Here is a 13564-nt window from a genome sequence, read left to right on the forward strand (position 1 = left end):
GCCAGCGCCATCACCCAGGACGGGAGCATGTACGGGATCATTACAAGTGTGTGCAGAAAATTCCGGAATGGAATGTTCGTCCGCACGATCAGCCATGCGAGGCTTGCACCGAGCGTCAGGCAGATGGCCGTAGCCGCAAAGGCCGTGACCAGCGAATTGAGGAAGGGCTTATAGAAGATCGCCCAGGACAGGCGCCCGGCGAAGACGCGCTCGTAATGGAAGAGCGTGAACTCGCCCGGCTGGGCCCTCGGCAGATAGGCGCGGTCATAGGGCTGGACCGTAAGAGTCTCGCGGATCAGCTCGAACAGGGGCACGAGGACCAGCGCTCCCAGTATCAGGGCGAGCAGCATGCCGAGGAGACGCTCGGGTTGCGTCAGGAAATGCCAGAGGCGGCTCAGGGCGACTCTCGCGGGAGAGGTGCTCGATGGGATCTGTACAGGCGCCGCCGAACTCGTCATTCCGTCACGTCCTTCCTGGAGCCGGAGACCGGCCCGTTCGCGTTTTCCTCATGCGACTGACTTTTCGGATCCGCTCTCTCGCGGCTTGGCCGCAGGCGATCAGTTCGCATTTCGTCCGTCCATCCTGGGCAATTCCGTAAAGCCGGGGTTGCCGGGCTGGACAGGACGACCGAACTAGGCTTGCACGCGTGTGCAAATTTGACAAGTACCCTTCCTCTCCTAGATGGGCGTTGTCACGTTAACTCAGGTATGAGAGCGAACCGTGTAGATCGACTGGCATGTCCAAGCTCGTCAGCTACAAACGTCACCGCTTCCCATCTCAGATCATCGCTCATGTGGTCTGGTTGTATTTTCGCTTTCCCCTGAGCTTGCGGCTGGTCGAGGAGATGCTGGTCGAGCGCGGCATCGTCGTGTCCTTTGAGACTGTCCGACGCTGGGCGCTGAAGTTTGGGCCGGCTTTCGCGCGCCGCCTCCGGCGCAAGACGCCGAGCTGCCGCGACATCTGGCAGTTGGATGAGGTCGTGATCACGATTGCGGGCCAGAAGCACTGGCTCTGGCGGGCCGTCGACCAGGACGGCTATGTGCTTAACGAGATCGTCCAGACCCGCCGTGCCACCAAGGCCGCCAAGCGCTTGCTGAAGCGTCTCCTGAAGAAGCAGGGCGTGGCACCCAAGCGCATCATCACCGATAAACTCGCCTCTTACGGAGCCGCCAAGCGGGAGGTTATGCCGGACGTCGAACATCGCTCGCACAAAGGGCTCAACAACCGTGCAGAGAATTCACATCTGCCGTTCCGGCGACGCGGGCGGGTGATGAAAGGCTTTCGATCACCGAGGTACCTGCAGCGGTTCGTAAGTGTCTTCTCTGCCGTCCGCAATCTGTTCGTTTCACCCCGCTCGCGCCGCTCTCCCTGCGCGACCCACCTTCACCGCATCAACGCCATGGCAGCGTGGAAAGTCGCGGCGAATGTCGCCGCTTGAAACTATCACACCCGGTACGGCATGGACTGGGACGCCCGAGACGCCGTCCTGACAAACTGCACGCCGACATGGCCTACGACCATCAGCGCTGCCGCGGAATGCCGGCGGCGCTCAGCTGTTTATGTTAGTACATTTCATTGCATAATAAGAGCCCGCCGGCTAAAATTTGCCCGATACTGACAAAAGAAGCGCATGCGGTATGCAAATATAGCTTGTCGGTAGCAGGGCAGCATGCCAGTGCAGCACTGGTTTCTACCGATATAAGCACGAGCCTCCGGGGCGAACTAACGAATGATAACAATCCGCGGTGTTCATAAGGAATTCTCGATCAATGGTGCTAGCGTCACTGCGCTGAGCCCAACCGATCTTGACGTAAGCCGCGGCGAGTTCGTTAGCATCATCGGACCGTCTGGATGTGGGAAATCGACCCTCTTGCGCATCCTGGCTGGTCTGGAGAAGGCAAGTGGCGGCGCGATCGCAATTGAGGATGGAAGCTCGTCCCGGCAGCGTGTTGGCTTTGTATTTCAAGAGCCCGTCCTCCTACCGTGGCTCTCCGCGCTCGAGAACGTTCGGTTCCCTCTCGATACAGCTGGTGTCTCTCGAGCCGAGGCTGATAATCGTGCCCTCCAGTTGCTAAAGCTCGTAGGCCTGTCTGGCTTTGAGGCTGCCTTGCCACGTGCCTTGTCCGGCGGAATGCGTCAGCGGGTCTCTATCGCGCGTGCTCTCTCCTATGATCCGTCGCTGCTTCTCATGGACGAGCCGTTCGGCGCTCTGGATCTTATCACTCGCGACAGGCTGAATGATGAGCTCCTATCGATCTGGGCTCAAACGAAGAAAACCATTCTGTTCGTCACCCACAGTGTCGAGGAGGCAGCCTACCTGTCAGACCGCGTCGTTGTGATGACGCCGCGTCCCGGCCGCATAAAGTCGATCTACAATGTGAGTTTACCGCGCCCTCGAGGGGAGAGCACGAAACTCGATCCGGCGTTCCATCAACTGATGGCTGAGCTTCGGCGAGACCTAATATGAGAGGCCTCTGGAGGATTCTTGAGACCGTATTGGCCATTGCAGCTATCATTGCGGCATGGGAGCTTTATACGCGCTTCTATGATGTTCCTGACTTCTTGCTGCCCTCTCCGGTATCCGTCTGGAACGCTCTCGTAGAGGCTGCCAAAGGGCCGCTCTTCGGTCACCTCTTCTACACCGTCAGTATTCTGACATTGGGATATGCGGTCGGGGTGCTCCTTGGCGGTATGAGCGGGCTTCTTCTCGCGAAGAGCGCAAGGATAGAACGCTGGCTCTCCGGCCCAATCCTCTTTCTACAGACCGCGCCAAAAATCGCTTTGGCGCCCCTCTTCGTCATCTGGTTTGGCTTGGGCATCACATCAAAGCTCATCCTGATTGTGTCGCTTGTCTTCTTCCCCGTCCTGATCGCAACGCTCGTCGGCATCCGTTCAGTCGACAGACGGCTTCACGACTTGGCACAGGTGCTTCATCTCAGTCCATGGCAGCGCTTTCGACGGATCGAGTTTCCGGCCGCTCTCCCAGAGATGTTCATTGGCCTTCGTGTGGGTGCCGTGCAAGCAGTGGTCGGTGCTATTCTTGCTGAATGGATGGCCGGTAAGCAGGGACTGGGCTACCTCATGACCTTTGCGACCGCGACTTATAAGACGCCGCTACTGTTTGCGGCAGTCATCGTGACGGCTCTCCTGGGCATTGTCGTCTACCAAATCATCGAGCTTCTCGAACGTCGTCTTCTATCTTGGCGGAATCAGCCATGACCAGCACTGCCTCACGTTCCGCAGCTTTCCCGTGGCTTAATGGGCGTCCCACTCACCTGCCCTGTGAGGCAGCTGACGTTATGCCCTCCGTCCTCCTTCCAGGAGACCCAGACCGTGTCTCGAAGGCGGCAAGTGTTCTGGATCAAGTGACAGAGATTGGGCGACGGCGGGAATTCCAAATGGCTCGCGGCACCTGGAACAGCACGCCAATCACGGTTTGCTCGACAGGAATCGGCGGGCCCTCAACCGAAATCGCAGTGGTGGAGCTTGCTAACCTGGGTATGAAAAGAGGGATCCGGGTCGGAGGCATGGGGGCAATCGATCCGAGTATGCCACTTGGATCATTCTTGATCGTAGACACGGCACTGCGGAATACCGGGACTGCCCGTATCTATGATCCCTCGAATGAGCCAATTTCCGCATCGCAAGTGGTCGTGGAGGCACTTGAGGCTGCTGCGAAGGCTCTAAAGCTGCCATTCCGTAGGGGGGCAATATTCACGACTGACTCCTACTACTGGGGGCAGGAGCGTCTGACGCGGCCGCTGGCTAATCTTCAGGAGTTGCCAACAGCCGGCCTGATGCAGCGTCTCACACAAGCCGGCGCTATTGGTATGGATATGGAGTGTGAGGCGCTGTTCGCAGTTGGTCGGGCTATGAGCGTTCAAGTTGGCGCTGTTCTTGCAGTGCACGGTAATCGTGCAACGGATCAGTGGCTCGAGGACTATGAAGAAACTCAGCGTAATCTTATTCGCTTGGCGGCAACAGCAGTTGCCATTCTCGACGCTAATTAAGGCGTCCAAATGGGGAGCTCTCCGATGAAGCGTAGAACATTTCTTGCAAGTGGCGCACTGGCTGCGGCTGCAGGTTTCTTGCCGCGCATTGCAGGTGCTCAAGGCACTGAGGCAGTGACCCTCCAAATCGACGGTGCCGCAGTTCCATTTTACGCCCCGATCTATGTGGCTCAGGAGAAAGGCCTCTTCGCCAAGAACGGACTCGATGTTCGTATTGTCTATGCAGCTGCAGCCGACATCATGCGTAACGTGGCAGCCGGAAACGTCCAATTTGGTTTTCCAAACGGCGATGCAGTCATTGCCGCAAAGGCCAATGGTCTGCCCGTCAAGGTCGTTCATACCACCTATCAGCGTGGTATTGGCGCAACCCTCTTTAAAACGTCAAAGAGCATCAAAACTTTTGCCGATCTGAAGGGCAAGACGGTCGCAGTCACCAGCTTGGGAAGCCCGAACTATCTTCAGCTGCAAGTTGGGCTGAAGCAGGCTGGTTTAAAGCTGGAGGACGTCAACGTCGAGGTGATTGCCACGGGCGCGATTGTTCAGGCCCTGCAAGCTGACAAAGTCGACGCAATCGTCTTCTCTGAACTGCGCCGCTACAATCTTGAGGCTGATGGTGTGCAGGTTGGGATGATCTCCTCGAATGACTTCTTGCCTTCATTCGGGAACGTCGTGGTGACCAGTGATCGCTATCTCAAGAGCAGCCCTAAGGCGGTGAGCGGTTTCAATGCAGCCCTCAGCGAAGCAATCCAATGGGTGATCGATGGCCATGTTGATGAGGCACTGACCATCGCAATCGATAAGCACGCTCAGACCTGGAAAGGACAGGAAGCACTGCTGAAGCGAGCCTTCACGGAATCCTTTATCCCTTCGATCTGGCAGAGCCCGCTCACAAAGCAGAAAGGCCTTGGTTCAGCTGACCTCGCGGCCTGGCAGAAGAACATTGATATTCTGGCTGAATACAAGGTTATCGATAAAGGCTTCAAAGCCGAAGATTTTGTGATCCAACCCAGCGATATCAAAGGCTAGTGTCAGGACCTCCGTCGCTAGGCGGAGGTCATTCCACCTACGGACTGCAATGACAATCACTAACATACTGACCGCGTTACGCTCACTAGCCATTGCTATAGCAGTCTGGTGGATCATTGTCCTGGTGGCGAGCGTGCCTGCCTATCTGCTCCCCGCGCCCGACGCTGTTGCAGCACGTTTCGTTTTTCTTACCCAAACTGCGGAGCTCATGAAGCACATCCGCGTAACCCTCACCGAAATCGGCGCAGGATTTGTTCTAGGGGGCCTCCTCGGTGTTGCATTTGGGTGGCTGTTCGTGCGGATCCCACTTCTTGGGCGTCTCCTATCTCCGCTAATACTGCTGCTGCAGACAGCACCAAAGATTGCAATCGCGCCCTTGCTACTCCTGTGGCTCGGTTTGGATATGGGTCCAAAGATAACTCTCATTGCGATTGTAACCTTCTTTCCGGTGATGGCTGGTGCTGCTGCGGGGTTTGCGGCTGTCGAAAAGCCTTATCGGGATCTTGCCACGCTTCTTCATTTAGGCACGTGGAAGCGCTTCCGACGGATTGAGCTCCCTTTTTCATTGCCCCCCATCCTCGCTGGCTTACGAATTGCTTCAACCCAGGCCGTCACAGCAGCCGTTATTGGAGAGTTGATGGGAGCAACTTACGGCCTCGGTTATCTTCTTAGCTTAGGACAAGAGAACGGCGATGCCAGCGTGGTCATCGTCGCAGTTCTAATTCTATCTGCAATTGGTTGGGGTTTCCATGAAGTGATCCGGCTTTGCGAAAGACGCATGCTAAGCTGGCATACCAGTCAGGTAACCCTAGACGCATCAGTGTGAGATATTGACGTTAGTGACTTAGAATTAGACGGCTTTGTCGCAAGAATTTGTTTCAGAGTTTCAGCTAATTCCACCTCAGTTCAGTGACGGAGGTTAGCGTGTTCAAGGGCAGGCATTTTGATCGTTCGGTGATCCTGCTCTGCGTGCGGTGGTATTTGGCTTACAGTCTCAGCTTGCGGGACTTGGAGGAGATGATGGCCGAGCGCGGCATCTCGGTCGACCACGCGACCATTCACAGATGGGTTGTCCGTTACTCGCCTGAGTTGCTCAAGCGCTTCAGTCGTCACCAACGAAGCGTCAGCCGGAAGTGGCACGTGGATGAGACTTACATCAAAGTCCGGAGCCAATGGAAATATCTCTATCGAGCCGTCGACAGCAATGGTGACACCGTCGAATTTTGGTTTAGCGAGCGCCGCAATCTGGCAGCCGCTAAGCGCTTCCTCTCCCGAGCGCTGAGGCGGCATGGCCGACCCGAGCGGATTGTGATCGACAGCAGCCAGACCAACCGGGAAGCGATACTGGCCTGCGATACCGCAGACCGGCTCCGGGATCGATCAAAACGTTGCCTGAAACACATTCGCATCCGACAAAGTGCCTACCTCAACAATCGGATCGAACAGGATCATCGGGCCATCAAGCGACGGGTTCGCCCGATGATGGGGTTCAAGTCTCTGAACAGCGCTCGCGTGATCTTGGCTGGGATCGAAATGGTGCATATGATGCGGAAACAACAGACGAAGTATGCCCGCAATCTGCAGCCGTCGCTCGCAGAGCAATTCGACCTGCTCGCTGCCTAAACGCTCTGCCGAGCGTCTGCCCACTTTTTATCCCTTCTCCAAATTTGCGACGCAACCCGCCGATGTCCCCTTGTTGTTAGCCGCAGGGTACGGCCATTCAGGTGCCGGGTTGATCCCTCATAAGGAGCTTTTGCAGGCGCCTCAACTCGGTCTTTAGATGCGCTCGACCAGAAGCTAATTACCCGCGAATGCTTGCAGCGGGTCCGCACGGCTCCCTAGGGTCCGGCCACTCATGAACGGATGACCGGACTTATCATTTGCGCTCAGGTTGGCTCGCTTTTGGCTGCACGATGGCACCAGCGTTGGGATGGCGGTTTTCCACCTGCTCTCCCGGCCGGACACCATCACCTTTCATCCGGCCATCGAATAGGAACGGTTGTGTTCCCTTCGTGCTCGTAGCAGTCGGAGCCTGCGATTGTCCGGACGGAGCATTTTGAGCGCTGGCGCTGGTCGCGGCCAGTGCTAATGCAACCGCAATTGCTAATCTCGGCATGACAGACATCTCCTCCTCTTGCCGGGGACGGTCACCATTAGGGAGCATCTAGGCACCAGGATGGCAACCGTTTGATGGATCCTCCTGACCTAATGCAGAACATCGCCCTGTAACTGCTTTTCGCGGAACGGGACTTATCGAATGCAGAGGAGTTTCGGACCCTCGCATCTATAGGAGTCGCCAAATCTTCCGCATCAAAACACTGTCGTCGTGAAGGACGGGGCAGGACGCCTAGGAGCAGCAGGCGATGGCCTTCTTGAGCACAGAATGAGAATATTCGGTGTCAAACCCGACAGAATCGCGAGCAGTTTCAAAGTTTTAAGAGGAAGATGGTGGGCCCGGCAGGCCCACCACATGCGGGCGTGGCGAAATTGGTAGACGCAATGGATTTAGGTTCCAGCGGCGCAAGCTGTGGGGTTCGAGTCCCTCCGCCCGCACCATTGGCTTTCCGAATGCGAGTCTAGCTGGCCGAGGTGAGGCAGAGGCAACGCACCCTGGCCGCTAACAAAGAAAAGCCCTGCCGGGGGACAGGGCACGCTGACAGAGACAGCAGTAAGGGGCAATCGATATGGCTCCGGGGTGAGCCTCTCGTGCTTCTCCTCTTAGAGACGAAGGCTTGCCGGAAGCTTAAACAAAAGGCGGCCTGTCACGTTTTCTGGAACACAGGGCAGAAGCATTCTGGTGCGCGCCAACACCATCGGCCGCAATTAACCCTGACTACGGATCATGTAGAGTTCTGCTATGCGCTCGGCTCTAAGGGCATTAACCTTCTTTTAACCCCGCCTGGAGCCGCTCCAGCTCCGTTCTGAAGGAATGCATGCCAGATGAGCTCAACGCGCCGTTTCTTGCTCGCCCCTTCTCTGGCTCGCTTGATCGAGAAGGAGCGAGGCGCTCGCCGCCTGACCGACGGGTTCTTCCCCGAACGTAGCAACCGCAGCGCCTTCGTCCGCGTCGGAGACGTTGTCGGCAGTCTCATTCTGGTAGAAGGCAATACCCACGATGCAGCACAGTACGCTGCCGCCATTCCGGCTGCTCATGCCTTTGCTCTTCTCGAGTGCACTGCAGGCCGAGCCGAATACCGGGAAACCGAGCTAAAGCTTGGTGATCTGACCGCCCGCATCCATCGCTTTGCCAACCCTGGGCCACTCGACTTTGTCGCCATTGATTTTGATGCGGATGACAACATGCATGCCTTTGACCCTCCGCCTTGGTTCGGGCCAGAGGTCACGGCCGCCCCAGAGTATCAGCCCCGGAACCTCGTGTTTGACGGCCTACCTGAGGCGCGTGAAGTTGAGATTACAAACGCGGCTCTCACCAGCCTGCTTGATCTTCTGGATGGAGCGAGTGCAGCCCGTCAAGCAAGCTTGGTTGCCCCTCGGTCGCAGAAGCCTCGTCTGCCATCAGCCGACGCGGCACAGGCAGGCGTGGATGAGGGTGACGGCAAGGAAAACGTCATTGAAGATGATGTTATTCGTGAGCTGGCTCGCTCGCTTCGGCCTCAACCGCGACGATGAGAGGTTATCGTTGGAAATTCCCAACGAAAAAGGCCCGGGATTTCTCCCGGGCCTTTCTCGATTGCCGTGAGGCAAGAGGTCTGGATCTGTTGCAAACTTGCTTTTTATTTGTCTGTCCCGGCAAAGTGCCGAAAGCCAGCAACTGAAAATTCAGTGACTTAAGAAGCGTGCCACAGCGCCAAAGCGGCGCCTGAAGCGGCAATACTCAAAGTTTGCAACAGATCCCACAAAACCACTCCTCTGCCTGCATGGCAGGCGACCGAGATCAACATTCAGATAGCCCGAGCCCGAGGAGGTTTGATAAACCAGCCACAGCAGCTACCTACGGCCGCCACTCCGGACGGCTTGTGAGGAATTGTGGTTGCAGACGTGAGGAACCTATGATGTTACGTCACCTTGGAGCCGGTCTTTTTAGTGTCATGGCGGCTAGTCTCCCGCTGACCCTCTCCGCACAAGAGGTCTCTCAGCGGATCAGCCCGAAAGCGATGGTTATCACCATGTTCGCTGGCGAGGCCAAGCCTTGGCTCGAGAATGAGCGTTTCACGCAGAAAGTGGCGGTTCCTGGACTGTCAAAGGCCTTCCCCGAGGTGTCCTGCACCGACGCTGGGCTTTGCCTGATGACCACCAGCATGGGCTATGCCAACGCGGCCAGCTCCGTCTCGGCTTTACTCTACAGCGGCCGCTTCGACCTCTCACAGACCTACTTTCTTATTGCTGGCATTGCCGGTGTCGACCCTGCTGATGGGACATTGGGATCAGCCCACTGGGCCCGCTTTGCAGTCGATGGTGGCCTGCAGAACGTGATCGACGCGCGTGAGATCCCAAACGACTGGACGACCGGCTATGTCGCCATTGGCGCGAGCCGGCCGGGAGAAAAGGTCGAGCTCAAGTACGGAAGCGAAGTCTACCGGCTCAACGAAGATCTCCTGCAGAAGGCTTACACCGTGACTAAGGACGTGGAGCTGGCCGATGGTGACGCTGCCAAAGCCTACCGGGCCCGGTACGCTGCCGCTCCGGCGAATGCGGCGCCGCGGGTGAGCATCTGCGATACGGTATCGATGGATACGTGGTGGCATGGCTCAAAGCTCGGCGCCGCGATGGAGGCGTGGGCCAAGCTGATCACGAACGGCGAGGCCAACTACTGCACCACGCAACAGGAGGACAACGCAACGCTGACGGCTCTTCGGCGCGGTGCGGATGCTAACCTCCTCAACTTTGACCGGATCGCCGTCCTGCGGGCCGCTTCGAACTTCGATCGGGAAGGATCAAGCCAGACCCCGGTGGAGTCCCTGACCGCAAAGTCAGGCGGCTACATTCCCTCGGTCACGAACGCCTACCGGGTCGGCGCCAAGTTCGCTCATACGATTGTGGCAGACTGGCAGAATTGGAGCGTTGGGGTTCCGAAGTGAGGCTGACAGCCTAGCCCATCCGGCTCCTCTGCGGTCCGGGTGGGCTCAAGCATGCAGGACGCGCTGCACGTCAGCGGCATCGCAACGTTTGGGGGAAGAGGTCACCTGCGGCCAGTGGCACGCAGAAAAGGTCCGGGCCGCCGACTGCGCTGCCCCGGACTATGCCGACACTTCGAGGCATGGGCATGTACGCTTCATGAGCGCGCTTACAAGCGATGACGGCGCGATGCGCTTCTGGCTACTCGAAGTCATCCAATCCGAGTTGTCGCCGCGGGCGCGCTCACCGAAGAGGGCAGCGATTGCTTGCTGCCCTCTTGTTGCTGATGTTCCTTCGTCTAGGCAGCTCCAGTGCCTGTGTAGTCGGCCACGATGTGGAGCATGGCTCGAAGGCCGGTGATCAGGCCGGCTTCATCGACCTTGAACCTGGGGGAATGGTTTGGAGCGGCGTTCTCCACTCCTTCGGGTGTGATGCCGACAAAGAAGAACATTCCCGGGGCCTTTTGCGCGAAGTAGGAGAAGTCTTCGCCTGCGGAGCTGCGTTCTGCTTCCTTAGCCTTGTCTCCGGCAACCCGCACCAGGCTGGGCGCCATCTTCGCGACCAGATCCGGATCCGCCATGATGGGGGGGTATCCGTTGGCTTCCCAGATCACCTCCGCGGACGCGTTCATGCTCGATGCGACGCCTTCCGCGACCTCCTTCACTCGCCGCTGGATCCGCTGGCGGGTGTTCTCATCATAGGTTCTGAGGGTACCAGACATTTCTGCCTTGTCCGGGATGATGTTGTACCGGACGCCAGCATGGAAGGTACTGACGCTGAGGACCACAGCCTGTTTCGTGAGGTCGGTTTCGCGACTTACGAGCGTCTGGAGGGCAGAGACGATTTGCGATCCGACGACGACCGGGTCAACGCCGTTCCAGGGCATGGCTCCATGGGTCTGCTTGCCATTTACGATCAGCCGGAAGCCATCCGAGCTCGCATTCACGGCACCAGCCCGATAGCCGATTGATCCGACGCTCACCGCACTGGTCACGTGGAGGCCAAAGACGGCATCCGGCTTTGGGTTCTCCATAGCGCCTTCATCGACCATCAGTCTTGCGCCGCCGATCTCGCCGTTGGGCAGTTTCTCCTCCGCCGGCTGGAAAAGCAGTTTGACCGCCCCTTTAAGCTCAGCTTTATGTCGCGCAAGGACCTCGGCAGCCGCCATCAGGATGGCCACATGGCAATCATGACCACAGGCATGCATGACGCCCACGTCCTGCCCCTCCCACTTCGTGCGGGCTTTCGAAGCAAATGGCAGGTCAACCTCTTCACTGACTGGGAGGGCGTCCATATCGGCTCTTAGGGCTACGACCGGACCGGGACCTCCCTCGCCTTTCAGGACCGCGACGACGCCGGTTTTGGCTACACCTTCCTTAACCTCGTATCCGAGATCCTTGAGGTGCTTTGCGACCAAAGCGGCCGTCCGGGTTTCCTGGTTACCAAGTTCTGGGTTCTGGTGGATGTCTCGACGCCAAGCGATCATCTTGGCTTCGACAGCCTTCGCGGCCTCATCAAGTTTCGCGTGGATCGGCCGAGCCGCGGCGGCCTGTACATTCGCAGCAGCTCCGGCTGGGAGTGTTTTGAAGACTGGAAGGGCGCAGCAAGCGCAGGCCAGCCCTTTCAGGAATCCGCGGCGCGACGTCTCCGGAAAGACCTCTTCGGCCCGGAACTGCCGGACCATTCTGTTGTCACCGATATGAAGCATCGTTCCTCCCCGGGGTTGGTTACACTCCTTGACCCTAGGTTCCCTGAGGCGCTTGGCAAGGTGGGGAACTCGCATGGCTATGATGCCGTTATGGGCGTTGTCGTGAGCCTGCTTGAACAGCAACCTCGAATTCGGATGAGGTATTGATCCGCCCCGACGTCAGCTTCGACCGACTTGCTCCGACGCCCGAGGCAAGAGACTTCGCTTTTGAGGCCAAACGCGCGGCTCTGGGCCCACACACCGTGGCCCGACGGGGATGGTACGAGGCGTTCCAACGAAACTCCCATGAGCAGCGGTTCAGGGACACGTCATGCTCCCGGATCATGCTCAAGGAGCAGGCTGTTGGCACCATCGCGCTGTCAGCTCACGTTGACCATCTGCGTCTTAATGAGATCTATCTGCTCCCGGCCCATCAGGAGCAGGGTCTGGAAACCACGATCCTGAACGTGAGGCTGGGCCAACGGTGGTGAAGGTTCTTGCACGGGGATGTCACATTAACGAGAAATGCTGCTCTAAACTCGTCAAAGAAATACCTCGCGCCAACGAAAATCAGCGACTTAGGCTGTGTAAAATCCGATCTCGGCGGGCCTCCCAACCGCTATACTCAGTTAAGGTGACATCCCCCAGGTTGGCACTGCGGCGCGAGAAGGTGGTGTGATCGGGAACCGGAAGGTCCAAGCCGAGCAGACGCAGGATCGAGGCCAACATGCCTTCGGTCTGGCGCCAGGGCCGCCCAAAAGTCAGCCGCAGTAGCAGGCCGGTCTCGACAGCGATTGCGGAGTATTGCTGAGGTCGGCCGCGCTTGCCATTGTGGGGAGGCATCCACGCTGCTATCACCGCGGGTGTCACCCACACCGTCAAATCACCCCGCTGGCGCAGCGCTGCATCGTAGTCCCGCCAGTTCTTCACGTGTTAGCGAACCTTTGGAATCTTGTGGCGGCGGCTTTCATTGACCTTGTAGGGCATTCGGCTTCTCGGCTTGAGGGGACCGCCCCTATACCTCACCGCTGGTCGGGCGCGACACCCCAGGCCGAATTACGCACCAACGCCCCGCCGAAGAGCTTCTGAAGGTGACGAAATAGGGTCAGGCGCAAAGCCATGACCCGTCCACCCCCGCAACCTCCGCAGAGCCTATGACTGACGCAACTATCGGATCACAGCCTGCGTCAATGATGGCGCATCTGCCCTAGCCGATTCCGAACCTCGGCAACTAAGGCTAATGAGAAAGCGCCGACCGCTGCGAACCCGACTAATTCAGGAAGGATGTGGGCAAGCGGATTCTCGGCTGTGATATCGCCAACAAGGGCATGCCTCGCATGATGGACCATAGCAACCACCATGCCTAGGATTGCACCGAGTGAGGCCGAGGTAACTCTGCTCCAGCGCAACCCAGACCCGCGGCTCAAGATGCGAAACACGTTCGTGCCGTCCTCCTTTGTTTTGACTTAATCGCGGCAAGCCAAAAGGACCCTGGGGACTTCTTGTGCCGCGACTAGAATGACGCGCCTACTGGACGCTTGCCAGGAGAACGCTCGCGCCGACTAGGGATCCAACGGAGGTGACGAACAATAGCGATGCGCGCCCGAACGACCGGTACGCTTCGCTCGCGTTCAGTCGATCTGCAAAGATGTCAGGATGTGTCGCAAACATTTGTTTCAGAGTTTCAGCTATAGCCTCCTCGGGTTCAGGGAAGAGGGCGGCATGTTCAAGGGCAGGCATTTTGATCGCTCGGTGATCCTGCTCT

12 protein-coding genes, 1 tRNA gene and 3 pseudogenes are annotated in these 13564 nt (G+C 57.9%); 11 read left to right on the forward strand and 5 right to left on the reverse strand.

The window, feature by feature from the left end; all coding sequences use genetic code 11:
* A pseudogene (locus DES45_RS24335) lies at positions 1–458 on the reverse strand (iron ABC transporter permease); the annotation flags it as partial.
* Between the two features lie 278 nt (positions 459–736).
* On the opposite strand from DES45_RS24335, the gene DES45_RS24340 reads away from it, so the two are divergent.
* From DES45_RS24340 to DES45_RS24375, 8 genes and pseudogenes are all read left to right on the forward strand, one after another.
* The gene (locus tag DES45_RS24340) at positions 737–1438 is read left to right on the forward strand and encodes an IS6 family transposase (protein ID WP_114773514.1); all 702 of its coding nucleotides are present in this window, start codon (positions 737–739) and stop codon (positions 1436–1438) included.
* 29 nt (positions 1439–1467) lie between these two features.
* A pseudogene (locus DES45_RS24345) lies at positions 1468–1552 on the forward strand (IS5/IS1182 family transposase); the annotation flags it as partial.
* A gap of 177 nt (positions 1553–1729) precedes the next feature.
* Positions 1730–2467 carry an ABC transporter ATP-binding protein gene (locus DES45_RS24350; protein ID WP_114773515.1) on the forward strand — a complete coding sequence of 246 codons (738 nt, stop codon included), beginning with the start codon at positions 1730–1732 and terminating at the stop codon, positions 2465–2467.
* Positions 2468–2496: 29 nt separating this feature from the next.
* Complete coding sequence (locus DES45_RS24355) at positions 2497–3219, forward strand: ABC transporter permease (protein WP_245571880.1); 723 nt, start codon at positions 2497–2499, stop codon at positions 3217–3219.
* An 80-nt stretch (positions 3220–3299) separates the two neighbouring features.
* Complete coding sequence (locus DES45_RS24360; protein ID WP_245571881.1) at positions 3300–4010, forward strand: nucleoside phosphorylase; 711 nt, start codon at positions 3300–3302, stop codon at positions 4008–4010.
* 24 nt (positions 4011–4034) lie between these two features.
* The gene (locus DES45_RS24365; protein ID WP_114773518.1) at positions 4035–5036 is read left to right on the forward strand and encodes an ABC transporter substrate-binding protein; all 1002 of its coding nucleotides are present in this window, start codon (positions 4035–4037) and stop codon (positions 5034–5036) included.
* Positions 5037–5169: 133 nt separating this feature from the next.
* A complete protein-coding gene (locus DES45_RS24370) occupies positions 5170–5862 on the forward strand; it encodes an ABC transporter permease (protein WP_245571882.1) in 693 nt (230 codons plus the stop codon).
* A gap of 98 nt (positions 5863–5960) precedes the next feature.
* Complete coding sequence (locus tag DES45_RS24375; RefSeq protein WP_114773524.1) at positions 5961–6659, forward strand: IS6 family transposase; 699 nt, start codon at positions 5961–5963, stop codon at positions 6657–6659.
* Between the two features lie 253 nt (positions 6660–6912).
* Here DES45_RS24375 and DES45_RS25475 read toward each other — a convergent pair whose 3' ends face one another.
* A complete protein-coding gene (locus DES45_RS25475) occupies positions 6913–7161 on the reverse strand; it encodes a hypothetical protein (RefSeq protein WP_245571883.1) in 249 nt (82 codons plus the stop codon).
* 347 nt (positions 7162–7508) lie between these two features.
* On the opposite strand from DES45_RS25475, the gene DES45_RS24385 reads away from it, so the two are divergent.
* The 3 genes from DES45_RS24385 (at position 7509) to DES45_RS24400 (ending at position 10075) form a co-directional block, all read left to right on the forward strand.
* Positions 7509–7592, forward strand: a tRNA-Leu gene (locus DES45_RS24385).
* A 384-nt stretch (positions 7593–7976) separates the two neighbouring features.
* Positions 7977–8666: a CYTH domain-containing protein gene (locus tag DES45_RS24920; protein WP_147282509.1), complete on the forward strand. Its 690-nt coding sequence runs from the start codon at positions 7977–7979 to the stop codon at positions 8664–8666.
* A gap of 383 nt (positions 8667–9049) precedes the next feature.
* Entirely contained in the window at positions 9050–10075 is a 1026-nt protein-coding gene (locus DES45_RS24400) for a purine-nucleoside phosphorylase (protein WP_114773526.1), read from the forward strand.
* A 335-nt stretch (positions 10076–10410) separates the two neighbouring features.
* On the opposite strand, the gene DES45_RS24405 is transcribed toward DES45_RS24400, so the two are convergent.
* The 3 genes and pseudogenes from DES45_RS24405 to DES45_RS25480 form a co-directional block, all read right to left on the reverse strand.
* Positions 10411–11820, reverse strand: a complete 1410-nt coding sequence (locus DES45_RS24405) for an amidohydrolase (protein ID WP_170151630.1) — start codon at positions 11818–11820, stop codon at positions 10411–10413.
* A gap of 624 nt (positions 11821–12444) precedes the next feature.
* Positions 12445–12729 (reverse strand): annotated as a pseudogene (locus tag DES45_RS24415) (transposase); the annotation flags it as partial.
* Positions 12730–13326: 597 nt separating this feature from the next.
* Positions 13327–13564: hypothetical protein (locus DES45_RS25480; protein ID WP_210210269.1), on the reverse strand; the 238-nt coding region annotated here is incomplete at its 5' end.

The sequence above is a fragment of the Microvirga subterranea genome, assembly GCF_003350535.1.
GTDB lineage: Bacteria > Pseudomonadota > Alphaproteobacteria > Rhizobiales > Beijerinckiaceae > Microvirga > Microvirga subterranea.